Source organism: Kitasatospora sp. NPDC051914 (assembly GCF_040680995.1).
Classification (GTDB): Bacteria; Actinomycetota; Actinomycetes; order Streptomycetales; family Streptomycetaceae; genus Kitasatospora.
This window is the reverse complement of the sequence record NZ_JBFAXX010000049.1, coordinates 23533-45095: the sequence shown is the minus strand read 5'-3', so window position 1 is coordinate 45095 and position 21563 is coordinate 23533. Positions and strand designations below refer to the sequence as shown.

The 21563-nt window shown below is 73.9% G+C and carries 18 protein-coding genes, 1 tRNA gene and 1 riboswitch; of the genes, 4 read left to right on the top strand and 15 right to left on the bottom strand.

Annotated elements, in window-relative coordinates; genetic code table 11:
* Positions 1-26 precede the first annotated feature (26 nt).
* From AB0M03_RS28165 to AB0M03_RS28155, 3 genes are all read right to left on the bottom strand, one after another.
* Positions 27-365: a hypothetical protein gene (locus AB0M03_RS28165; protein ID WP_363495907.1), complete on the bottom strand. Its 339-nt coding sequence runs from the start codon at positions 363-365 to the stop codon at positions 27-29.
* Positions 366-474: 109 nt separating this feature from the next.
* The gene (locus tag AB0M03_RS28160; protein WP_363495904.1) at positions 475-1362 is read right to left on the bottom strand and encodes a Bax inhibitor-1/YccA family protein; all 888 of its coding nucleotides are present in this window, start codon (positions 1360-1362) and stop codon (positions 475-477) included.
* Between the two features lie 109 nt (positions 1363-1471).
* A tRNA-Leu gene (locus AB0M03_RS28155) sits at positions 1472-1556 on the bottom strand.
* Between the two features lie 304 nt (positions 1557-1860).
* On the opposite strand from AB0M03_RS28155, the gene AB0M03_RS28150 reads away from it, so the two are divergent.
* Positions 1861-2634 carry an ABC transporter ATP-binding protein gene (locus AB0M03_RS28150; protein WP_363495901.1) on the top strand — a complete coding sequence of 258 codons (774 nt, stop codon included), beginning with the start codon at positions 1861-1863 and terminating at the stop codon, positions 2632-2634.
* A gap of 48 nt (positions 2635-2682) precedes the next feature.
* Positions 2683-5238, top strand: coding sequence for an FtsX-like permease family protein (locus AB0M03_RS28145; RefSeq protein ID WP_363495898.1), 2556 nt, complete (start codon positions 2683-2685; stop codon positions 5236-5238).
* 331 nt (positions 5239-5569) lie between these two features.
* Here the strand turns inward: AB0M03_RS28145 and AB0M03_RS28140 are convergent, their stop codons facing one another.
* The 7 genes from AB0M03_RS28140 to AB0M03_RS28110 all read right to left on the bottom strand — a co-directional run bounded on the left by AB0M03_RS28140 (position 5570) and on the right by AB0M03_RS28110 (position 13472).
* A complete protein-coding gene (locus tag AB0M03_RS28140) occupies positions 5570-6946 on the bottom strand; it encodes an FAD-dependent oxidoreductase (protein ID WP_363495895.1) in 1377 nt (458 codons plus the stop codon).
* A 428-nt stretch (positions 6947-7374) separates the two neighbouring features.
* A complete protein-coding gene (locus tag AB0M03_RS28135; RefSeq protein ID WP_363495892.1) occupies positions 7375-8316 on the bottom strand; it encodes a Ppx/GppA phosphatase family protein in 942 nt (313 codons plus the stop codon).
* Positions 8313-8969 carry a DUF501 domain-containing protein gene (locus tag AB0M03_RS28130; RefSeq protein ID WP_363495889.1) on the bottom strand — a complete coding sequence of 219 codons (657 nt, stop codon included), beginning with the start codon at positions 8967-8969 and terminating at the stop codon, positions 8313-8315. The genes AB0M03_RS28135 and AB0M03_RS28130 overlap by 4 nt, the downstream gene beginning before the upstream one ends.
* Positions 8966-9400 (bottom strand): septum formation initiator family protein, encoded by a 435-nt coding sequence (locus AB0M03_RS28125; protein ID WP_363495886.1) that lies wholly within the window; start codon positions 9398-9400, stop codon positions 8966-8968. Before AB0M03_RS28125 ends, AB0M03_RS28130 begins: the two co-directional genes overlap by 4 nt.
* 98 nt (positions 9401-9498) lie before the next feature.
* The gene (gene eno / locus AB0M03_RS28120; protein WP_363495883.1) at positions 9499-10785 is read right to left on the bottom strand and encodes a phosphopyruvate hydratase; all 1287 of its coding nucleotides are present in this window, start codon (positions 10783-10785) and stop codon (positions 9499-9501) included.
* A 204-nt stretch (positions 10786-10989) separates the two neighbouring features.
* Positions 10990-11802 carry a transglycosylase family protein gene (locus AB0M03_RS28115; protein ID WP_363495880.1) on the bottom strand — a complete coding sequence of 271 codons (813 nt, stop codon included), beginning with the start codon at positions 11800-11802 and terminating at the stop codon, positions 10990-10992.
* Between the two features lie 4 nt (positions 11803-11806).
* A riboswitch (cyclic di-AMP (ydaO/yuaA leader) is annotated at positions 11807-11995 on the bottom strand.
* A 193-nt stretch (positions 11996-12188) separates the two neighbouring features.
* Positions 12189-13472 (bottom strand): cytochrome P450, encoded by a 1284-nt coding sequence (locus tag AB0M03_RS28110; protein ID WP_363495877.1) that lies wholly within the window; start codon positions 13470-13472, stop codon positions 12189-12191.
* A gap of 227 nt (positions 13473-13699) precedes the next feature.
* Between AB0M03_RS28110 and AB0M03_RS28105 the strand changes: the two genes are divergently transcribed.
* Complete coding sequence (locus AB0M03_RS28105) at positions 13700-14128, top strand: SDR family NAD(P)-dependent oxidoreductase (protein WP_363495874.1); 429 nt, start codon at positions 13700-13702, stop codon at positions 14126-14128.
* Here AB0M03_RS28105 and AB0M03_RS28100 read toward each other — a convergent pair.
* The 5 genes from AB0M03_RS28100 to AB0M03_RS28080 all read right to left on the bottom strand — a co-directional run bounded on the left by AB0M03_RS28100 (position 14086) and on the right by AB0M03_RS28080 (position 20633).
* Positions 14086-15078, bottom strand: coding sequence for a MazG family protein (locus AB0M03_RS28100; RefSeq protein WP_363495872.1), 993 nt, complete (start codon positions 15076-15078; stop codon positions 14086-14088). The genes AB0M03_RS28105 and AB0M03_RS28100 overlap by 43 nt on opposite strands.
* A gap of 79 nt (positions 15079-15157) precedes the next feature.
* Entirely contained in the window at positions 15158-15796 is a 639-nt protein-coding gene (locus tag AB0M03_RS28095; protein ID WP_363495869.1) for a SurA N-terminal domain-containing protein, read from the bottom strand.
* Positions 15797-15920: 124 nt separating this feature from the next.
* Positions 15921-17720: a protein kinase gene (locus tag AB0M03_RS28090; protein WP_363495866.1), complete on the bottom strand. Its 1800-nt coding sequence runs from the start codon at positions 17718-17720 to the stop codon at positions 15921-15923.
* Positions 17717-18376: a hypothetical protein gene (locus AB0M03_RS28085; protein ID WP_363495863.1), complete on the bottom strand. Its 660-nt coding sequence runs from the start codon at positions 18374-18376 to the stop codon at positions 17717-17719. The genes AB0M03_RS28090 and AB0M03_RS28085 overlap by 4 nt, the downstream gene beginning before the upstream one ends.
* A gap of 151 nt (positions 18377-18527) precedes the next feature.
* Positions 18528-20633, bottom strand: a complete 2106-nt coding sequence (locus tag AB0M03_RS28080) for an N-6 DNA methylase (protein ID WP_363495860.1) — start codon at positions 20631-20633, stop codon at positions 18528-18530.
* Positions 20634-20876: 243 nt separating this feature from the next.
* Here AB0M03_RS28080 and AB0M03_RS28075 point away from each other — a divergent pair, with 243 nt between their 5' ends.
* Entirely contained in the window at positions 20877-21473 is a 597-nt protein-coding gene (locus AB0M03_RS28075; protein WP_363495857.1) for a DUF4352 domain-containing protein, read from the top strand.
* Positions 21474-21563: the final 90 nt, after the last annotated feature.

Below are 21563 nucleotides of genomic sequence, written 5' to 3'. Positions count from 1 at the left end.
CGTGGTGCCCCTCGGCGCGTGGCACCTCAGGCGGTGAGCCGATCGGTCTCCAGGACGGCGGCCAGGGCCTCGGCGAGCGCCTCCGGGCGGTCCTGCGCGGCGATCACCAGGTCGTGCCCGGTGACCGAGAGCTGGTCCCCCACGGCGAAGGCGCCGGCGTCCGGGACCTCGCGCGGCGGCTCGCCCTCCAGCTCCAGTGCCGTCGAGGCGAGGGTGCGGACCAGCGCCAGCGCGGCCCCGGCACGGGACGGGTGGCCGGGCACCGCGCCGAGCAGCCGGCTCTGCGACATCGAACGGAACCGGTCCGCGAGGCGGTCGACGGCTTCGACCAGGGCGGCGGCGGACGGCGGGTGCGCTTCGGACATGCAGCGAGGGTATCGGCCCGCACCCCCGCCCCGAGCACGGCCCGGCGGGGGCCGGAAACGACACAACCCCCGGCTGTCGCCGGGGGTTGTGTCGTGCGGTGCGGCTCGGTCAGTCGTCGCCGCGGAGGATCGCGATGAGGCGCAGCATCTCGAGGTAGATCCAGACCAGCGAGAGGGTGAGGCCGAAGGCGGCGCGCCAGGCCTCCTGCTGCGGGGCGCCGCAGCGGATCGCGTTCTCGATCTCGGCGAAGTCCAGCGAGAGGAAGAAGGCGCCCAGGGCGATGCCGACCAGGCCGACGACGATGCCGAGCGTGCCGGAGCGCAGGCCGAAGTCCGCGCCGAACATCGAGGCGATCATGTTGACCAGGAGCAGGCCGAGGAAGCCCATGGCGATGGCCAGGCCGATCCGGGTGTACCGGGGGGTGACCCTGATCCGGCCGCTCTTGTAGGCGATCAGCATGGCACCGAAGACCACGGCGGTGCCGAGCACGGCCTGGACGGCGATGCCGGGCAGGATCGTGTTGAAGACCTTGGTGACCGCGCCGAGGAAGAAGCCCTCCAGGCCGGCGTAGACCAGGATCAGCGGGGCGCTGACGCTCCGCTTGAAGGTGATGACGAGGCCGACCACGAAGGCGGCCAGGGCGGCACCGGCGGCGAAGGCGTAGCCCTCGTCGGGGAGCGCGAACCAGGCGAGCGCACCCGCGGCGACCAGGGTGAGCAGGGTGAGCGTCGTCCGGGCGACCACGTCGTCCATGGTCATCCGGCCGGTCTGCAGCGGGCCCGCGGACGGGGCCTGGTACATCTCGACCAGCTGGTCGTCCGTCAGCTGGGTGCCGTCGGGCCGCGCGTAGGGGTTGGCACCGTAGGGGTTGGCGGCGTACGGGTTGTTGGCGTACGGGTCGCCGGCGTGGGGCTGCCGGGCGGTGTCGAACCCCGCGTATCCGGTGTCGCGGGTGAAGGAGCCCTCCCGCGAGAAGACCGGGTTGCTGCTTCTCATCTCATTCCCTCCGGGGCGGCACGGCGCCGCCCACGGAAACAGGGTAATGGTTTGGCAAAAGAATTCGCGTACGCCGTGAGGAGGATCTCCTGCGGCGCCACAGTGGCGCTGGTGCCCGGGGCCGGACTCGAACCGGCACGGCCTCGCGGCCAAGCAGTTTTAAGCTGCCCGTGTCTGCGTTCCACCACCCGGGCGTGAACCGCGCGCCCGTGTCGGGCTCCCCTGAGCCTAGTCGCCCCGATGCCCGTTTCGCATGTTCCGGCCATCGGAAGTTGTCATGTTTCCTTGCCATCTGACGAACAGTCCGTGATTCGGCCACCCTGCGGTGAGATCCGGCCAGCGGCGGTTCTCAGGGTCGGTGTCATACCGCAGGAGGAGAGGACACGTTCCGGATACGCCTGGTGGCGGTCGCGGGAACCGTTCGCCGGAGCGACGAAGTCCATGATCACGCAGGAGACGATCGAGTAGACAGCCCGCACCCTCCCGACAGGAGCCCTCGTGACCACGACGACCGCATCCGCCGTCCGCACCGGCCAGGCGGCCGCCCGAGCCGACGGCCTGAGCAAGGTCTACGGGGCGGGCGAGACCCGTGTGGTCGCGCTGGACGACGTGAGCGTGGCCTTCGCCCAGGGCGAGTTCACCGCCATCATGGGGCCCTCCGGCTCCGGCAAGTCGACCCTGATGCACTGCATGGCGGGCCTCGACACGGTGAGCTCCGGCTCCGCGACCATCGGCGGGACGGAGCTGGTCGGCCTGAAGGACAAGCAGCTCACCCGGCTCCGCCGGGACAAGATCGGCTTCATCTTCCAGGCCTTCAACCTGCTGCCCACGCTGACCGCGCTGGAGAACATCACCCTGCCCATGGACATCGCGGGCACCCGGGTGGACAAGCAGTGGCTGGACCGCGTGGTCGACACGGTCGGCCTCTCCGGCCGGCTCTCGCACCGCCCCTCCCAGCTCTCCGGCGGGCAGCAGCAGCGTGTCGCCTGCGCCCGCGCGCTGGCCTCCAAGCCGGAGATCATCTTCGCCGACGAGCCGACCGGCAACCTCGACTCCCGCTCCGGCGCGGAGATCCTCTCCTTCCTGCGCAACTCGGTGCGCGAACTCGGCCAGACCGTCGTGATGGTGACGCACGACCCGGTCGCCGCCTCGTACGCCGACCGTGTCGTCTTCCTCGCCGACGGCCGGATCGTCGACGAGCTGATCGCCCCGACCGCCGACACCGTCCTGGACCGCATGCGCCGCTTCGATGCCAAGGGCCGCACCAGCTGACGCGCCCTCCGCCGCCCGCCCGCACCGACTCCTCCAGGACACCCACCCATGTACCGCACCGCACTGCGCAACGTGCTGGCCCACAAGGGCCGACTGTTGATGACGGCACTCGCCGTCATGCTGGGCACGGCCTTCGTGGCCGGCACCATGGTCTTCTCCGACACGCTCGGCGAGGCCATGAAGAACAGCCTCTCCAAGAGCTACTCGGACATCTCCGTCCAGGTCACCGACCCGGTCGCCGACTCGCCCTTCCGCGCCCGTGAGAAGAGCGGGAAGAACCAGGCGAAGCTCACCGACGACACCGTGGCGAAGATCGCCGCGCTGCCCGGCACCGAGCGCGCCCGCGGCAGCGTCGGCGGCTTCGTCGGCGTGGCCGACCGCAAGGGCGACCTGATCGGCCAGGGCTGGAGCTCCCGCGGCGGCAACTTCCTGCCGGACGCCTCCGGCAAGGACTCGCGCTACCCGATGGCCGAGGGCCGCGGCCCGAAGACCTCCCAGGAGATCGCCCTCGACCGCCGCACCGCCGAGAAGGGCGGCTACCACCTCGGCGACCCCGTCCGGACGGCCTCCGACGGCCCGGCCGTGGAGCGGACGCTGGTCGGCGTCTTCACCACCGACGACCCGCAGGTCGAGTCCGGCGGCACGCTGACCCTCTTCGACAACGCCACCGCCCAGCAGCTGCTGCTGGCGCCCGGCCAGTACAGCACCATCACGGTGACGGCGAAGCCGGGCACCTCGCAGTCCGCCCTGCTGCAGCAGATCACCCCGGTCCTGCCGGGTGACGGCCAGATGCAGGCCGAGACCGGCCAGGAGCTGACCGACAGCCAGACGAAGATGATCGCCGACGGCACCTCCGGCATGAAGACCGCGCTGCTCGCCTTCGCCGGCATCTCGCTCTTCGTCGGCATCTTCATCATCGCCAACACCTTCACCATGCTGGTCGCCCAGCGCACCCGCGAGTTGGCCCTGCTGCGTGCGGTCGGCGCCGGCCGCGGCCAGGTCACCCGCTCGGTGCTGATCGAGGCGCTGCTGATCGGCATCATCGCCTCGGTCGCCGGCCTGGTCACCGGCATCGGCATCGGCGCCGGCATGCGTGCCGTGCTCGACGCCCTGGACGCGGGCCTGCCGGCCGGCAGCCTGGTGGTGGCCCCGGCGACGATCGTGGTCTCCCTGGTGGTCGGCGTCGTGGTCACCACGCTCTCCGCGCTGCTGCCCGCCGTCCGCGCCTCGCGGATCGCCCCGGTCGCCGCCATGAGCAGCGGTGACCAGCCCGCCCCGCAGAAGAGCCTGGTCGTCCGCAACGTGATCGGCGGTCTGATCGCGGCCGGCGGCCTGGGCCTGGTCGCCCTCGGCGCCGCGTCCGGCGACTCCTCCGGCCGGATGCCGGTGGCCGCCGGTGCGGGCCTGGCCATGATCGGCATCTTCATCCTGCTGCCGCTGCTGTCCCGCCCGGTGATCGCCCTGGTCGGCCCGCTGCTGCGCCCGGCGGGCACCGCCGGCCGGCTGGCCCGGCAGAACGCGGTGCGCAACCCGCGCCGCACCGCCGCCACCGCGGCCGCGCTCACCATCGGCCTGGCCCTGGTCAGCTCGCTGACGGTGCTCGGCACCTCGGTCGGCGAGGCCGTCGACCGCTCGGTGACCAGCAGCATGAAGGCGGACTACAGCATCAAGACCGCCAACGGCATCTCCCCCGACCCGAAGCTGGCCGCCTCGGTCGCCAAGGTGCCGGGTGTGGCCGCGGTGAGCCCGATGACCGACGTGTACTGGACGCTGGACGGCCGGGACCGCGCGATCAGCGGTGTGGACGCCGACGCGATCGACCGGCTGGTCTCGCTGACGCTCGACAGCGGCTCGACCGGCGCTCTGAAGCAGGGCGGCATCCTGGTCGAGGCGGACACCGCGAAGAACCACAACCTGTCGGTCGGCTCCACCCTGTCGGTGGAGTATCCGGACGGCAGCAAGGGTCAGGTCACGGTCGGCGGCGTCTTCCGGAAGAGCGAGCTGCTCTCGCCGGTCGTGATCGCCAACACCGAGGTGTTCAAGCACGTCGAGGACCCGTACGTCACCCAGATCCTGGTGAAGGCCTCCGACGGTCCGAGCGACGGCCTGCGCAAGGCGATCAAGGACGCCACCGGCAGCAACCCGGTGATCGAGGTCCGGACCAAGCAGGACATCCGGGACGAGTTCAACAAGATCATCACCTTCATGCTGAACCTGATGTACGGCCTGCTGGCGATGTCGGTGCTGGTCGCCGTGCTCGGCGTGATCAACACGCTGGCGATGTCCGTCTTCGAACGGAAGCGGGAGATCGGCATGCTCCGCGCGATCGGCCTCGACCGGCGCGGCATCAAGCGGATGGTCCGGCTGGAGTCCGTGGTGATCTCGATGTTCGGCGCGGTGATCGGCGTCCTGCTCGGCTGCTTCCTGGCCTGGGCGGTCAACGGCACCCTGGAGTCCAGCATGCCGGGCCTGGGCACCGTCCTCCCGTACGGCAAGCTGCTGGTCTTCCTGGCGCTGGCCGGGCTGGTGGGCATGGTGGCCGCGATCTGGCCGGCCCGCCGCGCCTCCCGGCTGGACATCCTCTCCGCCATCAAGACGGACTGACCCTCCGGCTCCGCACAGGGCCCCGGCACCGACAAGGTGCCGGGGCCCTGGGCCGTCCCGCAGCGGGCCCGGTGCGGCCCCGGGACGCGGCCCCGGGCACCCCCGACGCACCGTCAGCCGGGTGCGCCCCTGCGGGCGCCCGGCGCCCCGGACGGCACGCCCCGGGCACGCCGAAGGCCCCCGCCCGGTTACGGCGGGGGCCTTCGGTCACTTCTGTACTCCGCCCGGCTCGCACGGCCGGCTGAGCACCACGGAGGTCGTGGTCCGGCGGCGTTGCCGGGCGGAGGGCCTCCGACTCATCCCCGACCTGCACGGCCGGGGCCACAGTCGCTTACTTGCTGGTGGCGAGCTCCTTCTCGGCGACAGCCGGCTTCGCCTGGGCCGGAACGGCCTTGGCGGGGCCGGCGGCCTCCTGGAACGCCTCGAACGGCTTCTCCATCTCGGCGAGGCCGACGGTCTCGCGCTTGAGGAACATCGCCAGCGTCCAGTCGGTGAACACGCGGATCTTGCGGTTCATGGTGGGCACCCGGCTGCCGTGGTACAGGCGGTGGAACCACCAGGCCGGACGGCCCTTCAGCTTGTACTTGCCGAAGAGGATCGCCACGCCCTTGTGCAGGCCGAGGCCGGCGACCGCACCGAGGTTCTTGTGCTTGTACTCCTTCTGCGGGAAGCCCCGCATGCCGGAGACCACGTTGTCGGCGAGGACGAGCGCCTGACGCACCGCGTGCTGGGCGTTCGGCGGGCACCAGGCGCCCTCGCCGACGGCGAGGTCCGGCACCTGGGCGTTGTCGCCGGCGGACCAGACGTAGTCGAAGCCCTGCACCTGGAGGGTGGGAGCGGTGTCGACGTGGCCGCGCGGGCCGAGCGGGAGGCCGAAGTTGGCCAGCACCGGGTTCGGCTTGACGCCAGCCGTCCAGACGATGGTGGAGGCGTCGGCCTCGACACCGTTCTTCAGGACGACGTGCTGGTCGACGCAGGAGTCCATCGAGGTCTCGATGTAGATCTCGATGTTGCGCTCTTCGAGCTTCTCCTTGGTCCACAGACCGAGGTCCGGGCCCATCTCCGGGAGGATGCGGTTGGCCGCCTCGACCAGGATGAAGCGCATGTCGTCGCGGCTGACGGTCTTGTAGATCTTGGCCGCGTCGCGGGCCATGTCCTCGATCTCGGCGATCGTCTCGACACCGGCGAAGCCGCCGCCGACGACCACGAAGGTCAGCGCCTTGCGGCGGACGTCCGCGTCGGTGGTGGACTCGGCCTTGTCGAGCTGCGCCATGACGTGGTTGCGGAGGCTGATCGCCTCCTCGACCGTCTTCATGCCGATGCCGTGCTCGGCGAGACCCGGGATCGGGAAGGTGCGCGAGACCGAGCCGGTGGCGACGACCAGGTAGTCGAAGGGCAGCTCGTACGAGTCGCCGGCCGCGGGCTGGATGGTGGCGACCTTGCGGGCGTGGTCCACACCGGTGACCGCACCGGTGAGCACCTCCGCCTTCTTGAGGGCGCTGCGCAGCGGCGCGACGAGGTTGCGGGGCGCGACGTTGCCGCCGGCCGCCTCGGGAAGGAAGGGCAGGTACGTCATGTACGACCGCGGGTCGACGACCGTGACGGTCGCTTCGCCGTAACGCATCTTCTTGAGGATGCGCATCGCGGCATACAGGCCGACGTAACCACCGCCGACAATGAGGATGCGAGGACGCTCCGTGGTGCTCATATCCGAAAGTATCCACCCCCATCTGACGGGCACTTCGTGAGGCCCGTCACAAGCCTCTGGACACCCTCTGCTACACTGCGCGGCCGCATTTCGGGGGTGTAGCGGCCCGCTCACCGCGCGGGGCGGTGCCGGGTGAGCCCGGGGGCGGTCACGGCCGCGCTGAGCAGCAACGATCCCGGTCACGCCGGAGTTCCCGAGCGGAATTTCGAATCCATCGCCGACGGGCGAGCTCAGCCTGCGATCCGCTGGCCGAACACGGAGGGCGACCTTCGGTCCCACATATCGGACGGACCGGACACCGGAGTGCGCCGAAAGGCCGGTCGGCCATGTGAAGAAATTCACGAAGGTTCTCGCGACACGCGGTACAGGCGGCGGCCCCGGGCGCCGCGGGGGCGCTCCGGGGCCGCTCGGGTAAGGCCCTCAGCAGGTCAGGGGGCGATACTCCAGGCGATGCCGTCGAGGATGTCGTGCTCGCTGACGACCACCTCGGAGGCACCGGTGCGCTCCATGATCTCCAGCAGGACGAGCGCGCCGGCGCCGATCACGTCGGCCCGGCCGGGGTGCATCACCGGGATGGCCATCCGCTCGGCGTGGGTGGAGTGCAGCAGCTTCAGTGCGGTCTCACGGACCTGCTCCACGGAGAGCCTGGCGTGGTGGATCTTCTCGGAGTCGTACGCGGGCAGGCCGAGCACGATGCCGGCCACCGTGGTGACGGTGCCGGCGAGGCCCACCAGGGTGGCCGCCTCGGTGAGCGGGACGGCCTCGGCGGCGGTGTCGAGCGCGGCGCCGATGTCGGCCCGGGCGCGGGCGATCTGCTCCTCGGAGGGCAGTTCGGTGCCGGCGAAGTGGCGCTCGGTCAGCCGCACGCAGCCGATGTCCACCGAGCGGGCGGCCTGCACGTCCTCGCCGCCGAGCACGAACTCGGTGGAGCCGCCGCCGAGGTCGAAGACCAGGTAGGGCGGCTTGAACGGGCCGCCGGTGAGCTCCTTGGTGGCGCCGGTGAAGGAGAGGTGGGCCTCCTCCTCGCCGCTGACCACCTGCGGGGTGACGCCGAGAACGGCGTGCACGCCCCCGGTGAACTCGGCGGCGTTCTCGGCGTCCCGGGAGGCGCTGGTGGCGACGAAGCGGATCCGCTCCGGCCCCACGCCGTGCGCGGTGATGATCTCCGCGTACTCGCGGCAGGCCGCGAAGGTGCGCTCCAGGGCGTCGGGGTGGAGGCGGCCGGTGGAGTCCACGCCCTGGCCGAGCCGGTTGATGACCATCCGGCGGTCGAGGTCGGCGATCGCGCCGGTGGCCGGGTCGAGGTCGGCGATCAGCAGCCGGATGGAGTTGGTGCCGCAGTCGATCGCGGCGACCCGGGTCGCGGTCACTGGCCCTCCTCCTCGGCGCGGGCGCGCTTGGCCGCGCGCTCGGCGGTCTTCTGCTCCTTGGCCGCGATGACGGCGGCGTGGTCCTGGTCCTTGGCGCGGTTGCGGAGGACGCGCTCGCCGGCGGCCTCCACCTCCTCCGCGGAGACGCAGGGGCCCTTGGCCCACCAGTCCTCCAGCATGCCGAGCGCCTCGTCGCCGAGCGGGTTGACGCCCGGTCCGGCGGCCAGCGAGTGGCCGACCAGGACGTGCAGGCACTTCACCCGGTCCGGCATGCCGCCGGCGCTCGGGAAGCCCTCCAGCACCTCGATGGCGTCACGGCGGGCGATGTAGTCCTCGTGGGCCGCGCGGTAGGCGGCGGCGAGCTCCGGGTCCTCGGCGAGCCGGGCGCTCTGATCCTTCATCACACCGTCGGCCTCCAGGGTGCCGATCAGCGAGGCGGCCTTGGGGCAGGTCAGGTAGTAGAGCGTGGGGAACGGCGTGCCGTCGGGCAGCCGGGGGGCCGTCTCGACCACGTCGGGGTTGCCGCAGGGGCAGCGGTGGGCCACGCCGCGCAGCCCGCGCGGGACCCGGCCGAGCTGGGCGGCGATGGCGGCGACGTCGGCGTCCGGCACGGCGGGGCCGGAGGGGGTGCCGGGGTGCTGTTCAGAAGTCATGGGGTGCTGTCTTCGTGAGGGGCGGTGGTCGAGTCGGCCAGGTCGACCGAGTCGAGGACGGTGGTGTACCAGGGCTTGGCGGCCCTGACCGGGCCGGTGGGCAGGGCGTCGGCGGAGGCCGGCCCGGCGGTGGCCGACGGGTCGACCGAGACGAACGGGGTCTCACCGGGCATCGCGAAGTGCAGCCGCTCGCGGGCCTGCGCCTTCACGTACTCCGGGTCCTGCCAGCGGGCCTTCGCCCGGCGGAGTTCGTCGACCTGCTGCCGGGCGTGCTCCGCCCTCGCCCGCTGGTCGGCGATCTCCGAGCGCTGCGTCAGGAACTGCCGTGCGGGGTAGGCGAGTATCGCCACCAGCGAGCACAGGACGAGCACGAGCACGGTCGCGCGGCTGGTGAAGCGCGGTCGCCCCGCCAGTCCCGGGATCTTCCACATCGCTCGTACCCCTCCTGCTCACGCCGGTGCCCCGGCCCCCACCCTACGGGGTGGTTGCCGGGGCACCGGTCCAGCGGCCGTGTGTCAGCCGCGGGGTGTCAGCCTTCGAACTTGAACCGCGGGAACGCGCCGCGGCCCGCGTACTCGGCGGCGTCGTCGAGGATCTCCTCGATGCGCAGCAGCTGGTTGTACTTGGCGACGCGCTCGGAGCGGGCCGGGGCGCCGGTCTTGATCTGGCCGCAGTTGGTGGCGACGGCGAGGTCGGCGATGGTGACGTCCTCGGTCTCGCCCGAACGGTGCGACATCATGCAGCGGTAGCCGTTGCGCTGGGCCAGCTCGACGGCGTCCAGGGTCTCGGTGAGCGAGCCGATCTGGTTGACCTTCACCAGCAGCGCGTTGGCGGTGCCGGTCTCGATGCCGCGGCGCAGGCGCTCCGGGTTGGTGACGAACAGGTCGTCGCCGACCAGCTGGACCTTGTCGCCCAGCTTGTCGGTCATGGCCTTCCAGCCGTCCCAGTCCGACTCGTCCAGCGGGTCCTCGATGGAGACCAGCGGGTACGCGGCGACCAGCTCGGCGTAGTAGTCGATGAGCTCGGCGGAGGAGATCGCCTTGCCCTCGAAGGTGTAGGCACCGTCGTTGTGGAACTCGGAGGACGCGACGTCCAGGGCGAGCGCGACGTCCTTGCCCGGGGTGTAGCCGGCCTTCTTGATGGCCTCGACGATCAGGTCGAGGGCCTCGCGGTTGGAGTCCAGGTTCGGCGCGAAGCCGCCCTCGTCGCCGAGGCCGGTGGACAGGCCGCGCTCCTTCAGCACGCCCTTGAGGGTGTGGTAGACCTCGACGCCCCAGCGGACGGCCTCGGAGAAGGACTCCGCGCCGATCGGGGCGATCATGAACTCCTGGATGTCGACGTTGGAGTCCGCGTGCGAGCCGCCGTTGAGGATGTTCATCATCGGCACCGGCAGGACGTGCGCGTTGGGGCCGCCCAGGTAGCGGAACAGCGGCAGGTCGCTGGCCTCGGAGGCGGCGTGCGCCACGGCGAGGGAGACGCCGAGGATGGCGTTGGCGCCGAGCGAGGACTTGTCGGGGGTGGCGTCCAGGTCGAGCATGGCCTGGTCGATCAGGCGCTGCTCGGTGGCGTCGTAGCCGACCAGCTCCGGGCCGATCTGCTCGATGACGGCGAGGACGGCCTTCTCCACGCCCTTGCCGAAGTAGCGGTTCTTGTCGCCGTCGCGAAGCTCCAGGGCCTCGAAGGCACCGGTGGAGGCACCGGACGGGACAGCGGCACGACCGGTGCTGCCGTCGTCGAGGCCGACCTCGACCTCGACCGTGGGGTTACCGCGGGAGTCGAGGATTTCGCGGGCTACGACGACATCGATGGACGGCACGAGGCATCTCCTAGCGGAAGCGGATGAGGGTCGTTACGACCAGAGCCTAACCGCACGGGCCCGCAGGGCCACGCCGCGCATGGCCCTGTCTCACCGTGTGACCTGGCTACTCGCCGGTAGTTCACCTGAAGGACCACAAAACCGGCCGTCCGCCCCCGGGTGCCGCCCCGCGGGCGGACGGGCCGTTCGTACAGTGTCGGTCCGTCAGTCCAACTGCAGCTGCTGGCCGGGCAGGATCAGGTCGGGGTCGGCGCCGACGACCTCCCTGTTGTTCGCGTACAGCTGCTCCCAGCCGCCGGCCGTGCCGCGGTCGGCGGCGATGCCGGAGAGCGTGTCGCCGGGCTGCACGGTGTACGTCGCGCGGCCGACCTCGGGCACGGGGACGGCCTGCATCGTCCGCCCGGAGTCCTCCGCCGCGGCGTCCCCGTCGTCGTCGCCGCCGGCCGGCTCGGCCGGGGTCGGCGGCAGGTGCCGCTCGTAGATCTCGCGGTGCGCCGTCCAGTACCAGCGGTCGTCCTTCTGGTACCAGTACACGCCGCCGGACGCGTCCCACCCGCCGTGGCCGGGGAACCGCGGCGAGCCCGAGCGCTGCCCGCTGCCGGACTGGGCGGTGCCGGCCGCCCCGGTACTCGAGGCGGAGGCGCGGGTCAGGCCGGCGCGTTTGGAACAGACCGGCCACGCATTGGGCCCCTGGGAGGCCAGCACCTTCTCGGCGACGGCGATCTGCTGGCTCTTGCTCGCCTGGTGGGCGAGCGGCGCGTACCGGGCGCCGCCGAACCCCTTCCAGGTGCGTGCGCTGAACTGCAGCCCGCCGTAGTAGCCGTTGCCGGTGTTGATCTTCCAGTTCCCGCCGCTCTCGCACTGGGCGACCTTGTCCCAGATCGAGACGGGGGCGGCATGCGCGCCCGCCGCGGTGAGCAGCGGCATGGCGAGGCCGACACCGGCGACACCCGCGACGGCGACCGCCTTCTCGGCGGAGGTCCTGCGGCGGTGGCGGCCAGGTCCGGTGAAGAGCATGGGTTGTCCCTCTCCGAACGCCTGCGAGGTGAGCTGTCGGGTTCGGACCGGGAGGCTTGGCCCGGCCGCGGCCGCAGGAGGGGTCCTGCTGACGCGGCTTCACCCCTAGCCGTGGGGACGGCGACGAACGTGGTTCCCCCGCCCCTGTCCTTCGTCTTCGGTCGTCAGGCCCGGGATGCGGCGGACAGGATTCGGCGTTTCCGCAGCCGGGGTCCGCTGCTGCGGACTGATTCGGAGAGTAGGCAGAGCCGACGACCGATCACAAGCTCATATCGCTCATATCACGCAAGAATTACGGCGAACTGATTATCGCCCACGAACGATACTGATTTGTCCTGATTGATGAGTGTTCAGTCCCGGCCTTGCGGCGGCGACACGACACACCGTCAGGCGATGTCGTCCCGCCCGGGCGGCGGTGGAACGTCCGCCTGCGGGGTGAAGGCGACCGGCAGCTCGCGCAGCCCCCGCATGATGAGGCCGCCGCGCCAGCGCAGGTCGGCCGGGTCGGCGTCCAGCGCGAGGTCGGGCAGCCTGGTCAGCAGCGTCGCCAGCGTCGCCCGGCCCTCCAGCCGGGCCAGCGGCGCACCGATGCAGTAGTGGATGCCGTGGCCGAAGCCCAGGTGCGGGTTGTCGGTGCGGGCGAGGTCCAGGGTGTTCTCGTCGGCGAACCTGGCCGGATCGCGGTCGGCCGCCGCCAGCACGACCAGCACCGGGTCGCCGACCGGGATCTCCACCCCGCCGATCACCAGCGGCCGGGTCGCGAACCGCCAGGTGGCCAGCTCCACCGGCCCGTCGTAGCGGAGCAGCTCCTCGATCCCGGTCTCCAGCAGGCCGCTCTCGCCGCGGGCCAGCGACTCCTGGAGCAGCGCCCGCTGGCCGGGGTTGCGCAGCAGCGCGTACAGGCCGTTGCCGATCAGGTTGACGGTGGTCTCGAAGCCGGCGAAGAGCAGGATGAAGGCCATCGCCGCGGCCTCGTTCTCGGTCAGGTGCTCGCCGTGGTCGCTGGCCCTGATCAGCCCGGAGATCAGGTCGTCGCCGAGGTCGGCCCGCTTGCGGTGGATCAGCTCCGCCAGGTAGCCGCGCATCCGCTTCACGGCCCGGCCGACGCCGCCGCGCTGCCCGCCGTGGTGTCGGATCATCATTCCGGCCCAGTCCCGGAAGTCGTCCTGGTCTTCGGGCGGCACGCCCAGCAGGTCGCAGATCGCGTAGATCGGCAGCGGGAAGGCGAACTCGTGGATCAGGTCGGCGGTGCCGCGCCCGGCGAAGGAGTCGATCAGCCGATCGGTGAGCTGCTGCACCCGCGGCTCGAACTCCGCGACCCGCCGCGGGGTGAACGCCTTGGACACCAGCCGGCGCAGCCGGGTGTGGTCCGGCGGGTCGATGTTCAGCAGGTGCGTCATCAGGTCGGCCTGCCGCTCGCCCGGGATGCCGACCCGGCCGGAGCGGTGCGCCTGCTCGCTGTGGTGCACCGGGTTCTTCGACAGCCTGCTGTCCGCGAGGGCCTGCCGGGCGTCCGCGTACCGGGTCACCAGCCAGGCCTCCACTCCGCTGGGCAGCGTGGTGCGGTGCACCGGCGCGTGCTCGCGCAACCAGGCGTAGGCGGGGTACGGGTCGGCGGCGAACTCCCAGGTGAAGAGTTCGGGCTGGTCGGTTCGGGACGTCTCCGGCATGCCCCGACGGTATCCGCCGGACGGCGGCCCGCCCGACGCCGGGCACCGGCCGCCGTGCACCCGTGGGACACGCCCCGGACCGTCCGCCCGGACGGGCGTGAGTCTGGTCACCTGGAGGGTAATCCCTGTTGCGGAGGGTCGCGGGGTGCCTACGATCCTCCGATAACCGATGACGGGCGGCCGTGCGGTGCCGTCCACGGGGAAGCGTGCTCAGAGAGGAGCAGGCCGTGCGAGTAGCCGGGGCAGTGGTGGTCATCGCCGTACTCAGCGGGGGCGAGGGGGCGGACCTCGCCCGCCGCTTCGCCGCCGCGGGGGCCGCGGGCATGCTCGTCGCCGACCTGCGCCCCGGCGTGGCGGAGGACCTGGCCACCGAGCTCGACCGCCCGGGCTGCCCGGTGGTCGGCGTCAGCGGCGACGCCCACCAGCCGAGCGACATCGCCGCCCTGGTGGAGACCGCCACCAAGCACCTCGGCCCGATCGACCTCTTCGCGGTCGCCGGCCCGTACGGCGAGCGGATCGTCTCCTTCGCCGACCTGCCCGACGGCCTCGCCCCGCTCGCCGAGCTGCTCGCCCTGGTCGGCGAGGCGATCAGCGAGGTCGTGCCCCCGCAGCGTCAGTCCGACAGCCCCTCGGCCGTCCGCACCGCCGTCCGGTAGCGGCGCGCGGCACCGCGCAGCGCCGCATCGACGTCCACCCCGGCGTCGTACGCCCGCTGCGCCACGGCCAGCAGCAGCTCGCCGGCGCTCTCCGCGGTCAGCTCGCCGGGCAGCTCGTACGGCGCGTCCGGTACCGCCGTGAAGCCGGCCCGGCGCACCCTCGACACCAGCTTGGCCGCGTACGCCAGTGCGGGCAGGCCCGACGGCACGCCGTCGAGCACCGACTCGCGCTGCTTCTCCGCGGCCTTCAGCTGTTCCCAGTTGGCCTCGACCTGGTCGGAGCCGGTCGCCTCGACGTCGCCGAAGACGTGCGGGTGCCGGTACATCAGCTTCTCCACGATGTCGCCGGCCACGTCGTCCACGGAGAACGGGTCCTCGGGGTGCTCCTCGGCGATCCGGGAGTGGAAGAAGACCTGCAGCAGCACGTCCCCGAGCTCCTCGCGCAGCGTCTCGCGGTCGCCCTCCTCGATCGCCTCGACGAGCTCGTACGCCTCCTCGACCAGGTACTTCACCAGCGACTCGTGGGTCTGCTCGGCGTCCCACGGGCAGCCGCCGGGCGAGCGGAGCCGGTCCATCACCGAGGCCAGGTCGAGCAGCCGCGCCCCCGGCAGGTCGTACGAGCCCGGCAGCAGCTCGATCTCCGGCACCGAGCCGGCCTCCTCGACCGCCAGCCGGGCGAGCGCGTCGGTCAGGCCCGGGTCGCCGTCCGGGCTGCCCAGCCAGAGCACGGGCGCGGCCCCGGCCAGCAGGCGGGCCAGTGCCGGCGCGGACGTCCGCTCGACGATCTCCACCTCCACCCCGGCCTGCCGGACGGCGGGCAGCTGCGGGTGCGTCGGGTCGGCGGCCAGCACCCGGCCGGCCGAGCGCAGGGCCTCCCAGGCCGGCCAGGACAGCAGGCCGGGGGCGACCCGGTGGGTGGTGGTCAGCAGGATCAGCTTCGGAGTCTCCACACCCCCGAACCTACCGTTCCCGGCCCGCTGCCCGGCCGCCCTCGGGGTGCCGGCCGCGGGCCGGCGGCGGTACGGGCGGTCAGCCGGCGGCGGGGCGCCTGGGCAGCCAGTCGGCGGCGGCGTCGACCAGGGCGATCTGCTCCGGGTCCCAGCGGCCGTAGCGCGGGTTGACCTCGACGCCGAGGGCGGTGCCGGCCTCGGCGAGGGCCTTGCGGACGACCGCGTCGCCCTGCTCGGTGCGCGGGTCCTGGCCGGCCGCCGCGGCGATCTTGCGGATGCCGATCTGCTGCCGGTAGAAGACCGGGACGTCGGCCGCGGCCACGCCCTGGCGGAGCAGCAGCTGCCGCTCCAGCGCGGCGTCCCCGCCGAGCATCTTCGCGTCGGCCTGCCGGGCCTCGGCGATCTCCCCCTCGGAGACGGACAGGCCGCGGTCGGCGAGGGCGCGGGCGATCACCCGGTCCAGGACGAGTTCGGCGACCGTCCGGCGGACCAGGCCGGCCTGCTCCGGCCGGGCGTTCTCGGGTGTGGCGGCCGCCGTGGCGTCCCGCAGCGCGGTCACCTTGGCCTGCACCTCGGCGATCGGGATCCGTTCGCCGCCCACCACCGCCGCCGCGCCCTGGTGCACCGGGGCGCCGCCGCACGCGGACAGCACGGCGGCCGCGAGCAGGACGCCGGCGGCCGTGCGGGCCGGGCGGAGGGCGGAGCGGATGCGGATCACGTGGGGCCTCCCGGGGCGGTGGGTGCGGCGTATGGCGTCCGATGGTTCTCCTGACTGGAGTGAACAATAGGGAGCCGTCCGCGCCTTGCCCAGACCCCGTACGCGGGCCCGTGTGCGCCGTGCCTCAGCCGCCGGTGGCGTACGGGTTGCCGGGCACCGGTGTCGGCGGCGGGCCGGCCGGGCCGAACAGCCGCGGGTCGGGCCGGGCCGTCCCGGACGGCGGTGTGCCGGCCGCGGGCGCCGGCGGGGTGGCACCGGGCAGCGGGGTCGCGGTGCGCAGGGCGCCGATCCGGTCGAGCAGTGCGCGCAGCCGCCGGACGTCGGCGTGGTGCGGGCCGCGGCGGCGCTCGGTGTCCAGCAGGAGTTCGAGCAGGGTGTGCCAGGCCGCGTCGTGGTCGCCGGCGGAGGTCAGCAGCCGCCCGGTGCGCTCGCGGACCTCCAGGGCCTGGTCCGAGTCGGGCGGCAGCGCGGCGGTCAGCGCCCGGTACTCGGCCAGGGCCTCCGCGGAGCGGCCGAGCCGCTCCAGACAGCCCGCCGCCCGGTAGCGGTGGTCGAGCGCCGCCGGGTCGTACGGGCCGCGCTCGGCGGCGGTGGCGGAGGCCAGCAGCCGGTACTCGGCGAGCGCGTCCTGGGCTCGGCCCTCCTCCAGCAGCGTCCGGGCGTAGATCGTCCGGACGGTGTGCAGCAGCGGGGCGCCCTCGCCGAGTTCGGCGGCGGCCCTGGGCAGCAGCCGGGCGGCCAGGCCGATCACCTCGGTGTGGCGGCGGGCGGCCACCAGGTCGGAGAGCCGGGCGCAGGCGGCGGTCAGGTCCTCGGCCGGCCCGGGTGCGCGGGCCGGCTCCGGGGTGCGGTTCGGCTCCGGGGTGTGCGGCGGCCCGGCGACGGCCGGGACGGCGGCCATCAGCACGGGAGCGTGGTCCGCCGCGGCGGGGTCGCCCGCCGGTGCCGGGGCGGGCAGCCGCACCCGCAGCGGGGCCGGCGCCGCCGTGCGGGCGGGCTGCGGCTGGTGCGGGTGGCGGTACGGGCGGGCGGGGTCGGGCAGCGCGCCGTACGGGGGCTGCGGCCCGGCGGCCGGAGCGGGCAGCAGCGGAAGCAGCGCGGCGTACACCTGCTGGGCGTCGGCGGGGCGGTCGGCGGGCTGCTTGGCGAGCAGGTCGAGGACGAGCCGCTCCAGCGCCGCCGGGACCTCCGGACGCAGCTCGCGCAGTGGCGGCGGCGGCTCGTCGACGTGCCGGCGCAGCACACCGAGGGCGGTCGGGGCGGTGAACGGCGCGTCGCCGGTGAGCATCTCGTGCAGCAGGCAGCCGAGCGCGTAGAGGTCGCTGCGCGGGTCGACGCCGGCGGCGAGGGCCTGTTCGGGCGCCATGTAGGCGGGGCTGCCGATCGGGGTGCCGGTCAGGGTGAGCCGGGTGGCATCGGGGTCGAGGGCGGTGGCGATGCCGAGGTCGAGCAGCACGGTCCGGCCGTCCGGACGGACCATCACGTTGCTGGGTTTCAGATCGCGGTGGACGACCGGGACGGCGTGCACGGCGGCGAGCGCGGAGCAGATCTGGGCCGCGGCGGCCGCCGCCCGGTCGACGGTGAGCGGGCCGTCCTCGGCCAGCAGGTCGGCGAGGCTGACGCCGGGCACCCGCTGCATGACGAGGTAGAGCTCGGCGCCGTCGGCGCCCGCATCGAAGACCGTGACCAGGCCGGGGTGGTCGAGCGCTGCGCTGATCCGGCTCTCGCGCAGGAAGCGGCGGCGCAGTTCGTCGGCGCGGCTGCGGGTGGTGTCCTCGGGGCCGAGCAGGTCGGTGCGGAGCAGCTTGACGGCGACCCGGCGGTCGAGGCGCTGGTCGTGCCCGGCCCAGACCTGGCCCATGCCGCCGTGCCCGATCTTCTCGGTCAGCCGGTAGCGGCCGTCGACCACCCTGGCGGCGGTCACGGGCGGCCGTCCCCGGCCTGACGGCGCAGCAGCTCACCGAGCTGCTGGAGGTCGTCGGCGCCGGGCGCGGACTGCACGGTGGGGGCGCCGGGGGCCGGCGCCGGGGGCCGGGCCGGGGCGGGCGTGTGGGCGGGCGGATGCGGCTGCGCCGGGTATCCGGCGGGCACCGGGCCGGGGTGGACCTGGCCGGGGTGGACCGGCCCGGAGGGCATCGGGACGGCGGGCACGGGCGCGGGGGGCGTGGGGGCCGCGGGCGGGTACTGCGTCGGCAGGATCAGTCCCTGCGGGGGCCAGTAGGCCTGGACGGGCTCCGCGGGGGTGCCCCAGATCGACCGGCTGTCCATGATCAGGAAGTGCGCGGGCGCCCCCAGCCAGAGCAGGATCGCGGTCAGCCCGGTGACGTCGGCGTACCAGGTGCCGGTGGTGTCCTCCGGCGAGAGGCCGAGCACGACGTACATGGTCAGCTGGACGAGGCCGAACACCACCGCGCCGAGCACGTCCACCGCCCGGCGGCGGCGGGCGGCGAGCAGCACCGAGGGCAGCATGCCGAGCAGACCGAAGGTCAGGAGCGGCACCAGGCAGACGAGAATCCTGTGCAGCAGGCTGAACGGGCCTCCGGCGGTGCGGCCGGACTGCGCGTACAGGGGGCCGGACATGCGCGCTCCTGTGCGTGATCGAGGGTGTGTCGCACACCGTACCGCCACACCGCCCGGCGGAGCAGAGCCTTTCCGCCCGGACGCCGCCCGGGCGCCGCCGGGACGGTTCGCCGGGGCACGGCCGGGGCCGCCCCGGGCGTCCGGGCCCGCCCTAACGCTCCGTCACCGCGCCCGTCGCCAGGCCGTCGGTGAGGCCCTGGGCGAGGGCGCGGCCGAGGGCGGCGGCCTGGTCCAGGGCGGCCTCGAAGTCGGCGATCCGCCGGAAGGCCGCGCCGAGTTCGCGCTGGCGGCCGGGCGGGACGCGGGGCAGCTCCACCCGGCGGACGTCCAGCCGGGTGGTGGTGGAGGCGTAGCTGCTGGCGCGGCGGGCGCTGCCGGTGGCGCGCAGCACGCCGGCCAGGAAGTCGGGGTCGAGCTGGGCCGGGTCGGGGCGCAGCAGGTGCAGGCGGGGGCCGAGGGCGACGCCGTCAAGCGGGCCGCCGGCCCGGACGACGCGGGCGGTGCCGCCGCCGAGGGCGGGGGCGAGGACGTCGCCGGGGCGGGTGGTGAGGGGGGTGTCGCCGGCCGCCGCGGCGGCGCTCGGGGCGGTGCCGGCCAGCAGGTCCTGGTCGGTGAGGACGGGGATGCCGGACGGGCCGTCACCGGCCGGCCGCAGGGCGGGCCCCTGGCCGCTGGAGTGCACCTCCAGGGCGCCGGCGCGGGCGAGTTCGCCGACCGTCACCGTCGGCGGGTCGGCCGGCGCGGGGGCGTCGGCGACGGCGGGCAGGGCGGCGGCCGGGTCGGCCGGGCCGGCGAGCAGCTCGGCGAGCCGGGCCTGCAGGTGCAGCAGGGCGGCGGCACCGCCGTCCGGGGCGGCGGCGGGCAGGTGGCGGGCCGGGGAGAGGTCGGTCTCGTCGTCGAGCAGGTCGAGGGCGGGCACGGCGCGGTGCACGCCGGGACGGTCGGCGGGCAGCGGGCCGCCGTCCCGGGCGGCGGTGTCGAAGGCCCGCCAGGTGTCGAGGACGGTGCGGCGCAGGGCCGGCCAGTCGACCCGGTCGCGGCCGCCCTCGGCGGCGGGGTGGGCCGCGGCGGCGTCCAGCAGCAGCACCCGGCGGAAGTCGTCGCCGGGCCGGGGCCGGCGCAGCAGCCACAGGTGCAGCGGGACGCCGTACGGCGGGGCGGCGCCCGCGGGCAGTGCCACGACGGCGCGCAGCGTGCCGGAGCGGACGAGTTCGGCCCGGATGCGGCGGCCGGCGCGGCGTGCGGCGACGGTGGGCGGCAGCAGCAGGGCGGCGAGGCCGCCGGGGCGGGTGTGCGCCAGGCAGTGCAGCACCCAGGCGAGTTCGGACTCGCCGCGCGCGGGGACGAGGCCGCTCGGCCACCGCGAGTCGTACTGCAGCTCGTCGTGGCCCCAGTCGCGCTCGTTGTACGGCGGCTGGCAGAGCACGGCGTCGGCGGCCAGGCCGGGGTGGGCGTCGGCGCGCAGCGAGTCGCCGGGGCGGAGGGCGAGGGCGAGCGGGGCCGGTGCGGTGGGCGGGGTGTGCAGGGCCAGCCGGAGCAGGGCGAGGGCGGTGTGCACGGGGTCGAGGTCCTGGCCGTGGCGGGCGGCGGACGGGCCGGCGGCGAGCAGCAGGGCGCCGAGGCCGCAGGCCGGGTCGAGGACGCTCCCGCAGGGGCCGGCCAGGTCGGCGAGGAGTGCGGCGGCCTCCGGCGGGGTGGTGGCGAGCTGCCGGGGCCCGCCCTCGGCGTGCCGGGCGAGCAGTTGCTCGTACGCGCCGGCCGGGCCGTGTTCGTCGGCGAGGCGGACGAGCAGCCGGACGAGGTCGAGGAAGGTGGCGCCGGCGAGGGCGGGCAGGCCGAGGAGGTCGGCGCCCTCGGGGCCGAGGACGGCGTGCGCGGTGCGGTGCAGCAGCCGGGGCAACGCGCCGGCGAGCCGGGTGTCGGGTTCGTCGCGCAGGTCGGTCCGGGCGGACGGCTCGCGGTGGAGCAGCAGCAGGACGGCGCCGGCGGCGACGAGCGGGGCGGCGGGGTGGCCGTCCGGTTCGCGCAGGGTCTCCAGCTGGCGGTGGGCACGCTCCAGCACCGGCAGTTCGGCGATCTTGCCCTGGGCGCGCAACCAGCCCTCGACCTGGTCGAGCCGGAAGGTCGGGCTGCTGTCGGTGCCGCCGGAGGGCTGGGGGAAGTCGGCGTGCCGGCGGCGCCAGTTGCTGACGGCGGCCCGGCCGACGCCGGCCAGTCGGGCGATCTCGACGGCGGTCACCTCGGGACGGTCCGGCATCGGGGCTCCTCGGTCGGTGACGGCGGCGCGCGGGTCGGCCGCGGGTGGCCGCGGGTGGCCGCGGTCCGGCGGCCCGTGTGACCGCCCAGCATAGCCACGCGCCACCCGCCTCGTTCACATGTGAACAGAGAGGTTTTGCGAATCACTGTTGACGTGGTTCACAGTCGCATGGTCTGATCGGGTCATCGCCGAAACGGCCGGATGCCGAGGCGAATCCACCCGACTCACTTGGGAGTTCACGTCATGGCCAGCACCGCCGCCCGCAGCACCGTCCGCCGCTCCGCCGCCGCCCTGCTCGCCGCCTCGCTGGTCGCGCTCGGCGCCACCGCCTGCAACACCGGCGACTCCTCGGTCTCCACCGAGGCGAAGAAGCCCGCCTCCAGCGCGCCGGCCGCCTCCGGCGGCGCCAAGCAGGGCGCCCCGGCCCCCGCCAAGGTCGGCGACACCATCGCGCTCAAGGGCTTCGAGAAGAACGGCACCGCCGACGTCACCGTGGTCAAGATCGTCGACAACGCCGAGGGCGAGGACGAGTTCAGCAAGCCGGCCGACGGCAAGCGCTTCGTCGCCGTCCAGTTCCGGATCAAGGCCACCGGCAAGGCCTACAGCGACGCCCCGTCCAACAGCGCCAAGCTGCTGGACAACCAGGGCCAGTCGTACGACACCAGCCTCTACGACACCAAGGCCGGCCAGGGCTTCTCCGGCTCGGTGAACATCGCCCCCGGCGAGAGCGGCCTCGGCTTCCTGACCTTCGAGGTCCCCAAGGACGCCGTCCTCGACAAGGTCCAGTTCACCCTCGACAGCGGCATGGCCGACCAGACCGGCCAGTGGAAGCTCGCCTGACCGGTGCCGCTCCCGCGCGGCCGCGGCCCACGGGTCGCGGAGCACTCGCACGGAGAACGAAAAAGGGCGGCCCCGGGCACCTGACCCGAG